This window comes from Mesorhizobium sp. M3A.F.Ca.ET.175.01.1.1, from assembly GCF_004791945.1.
Lineage (GTDB): Bacteria > Pseudomonadota > Alphaproteobacteria > Rhizobiales > Rhizobiaceae > Mesorhizobium.
The window spans coordinates 1-291 of record NZ_SRTP01000374.1 but is presented as its reverse complement, the minus strand read 5'-3'; the positions used below and the strand labels follow the sequence as shown (position 1 = coordinate 291).

The 291-nt window shown below is 65.6% G+C and carries 1 protein-coding gene; it reads right to left on the bottom strand.

Annotated elements, in window-relative coordinates:
* Positions 1-79 precede the first annotated feature (79 nt).
* A partial coding sequence (locus EN818_RS32045; RefSeq protein ID WP_245521448.1) for a hypothetical protein occupies positions 80-291 on the bottom strand: 212 nt, incomplete at its 5' end.

Here is a 291-nt window from a genome sequence, read left to right as displayed (position 1 = left end):
GCCGCTTCAGCACGAACTCCGGCTCGAGGCTCTGGTAGAATTGCCAGCTTGCGTGAACGCGCGCGGGATCGACCTCAGTTCAGGACAACAGCGACTGCGGGTCGGCGGCAAGCGGGTCCCTCAGGCCGGCAATGTAGAACTGGCCGTCGCGTACATTCTGTTCGGCAACGATGATGCCGGGCTGAGTCTGCAGCCGCGACACATAGGCCTGCCAGCGCTCCTCGGGGCTCACATCGCGGACCCCGGCGATATCGAATACCGGTCCGCCTGCCGAAAGCTGCTGGGCGGCGG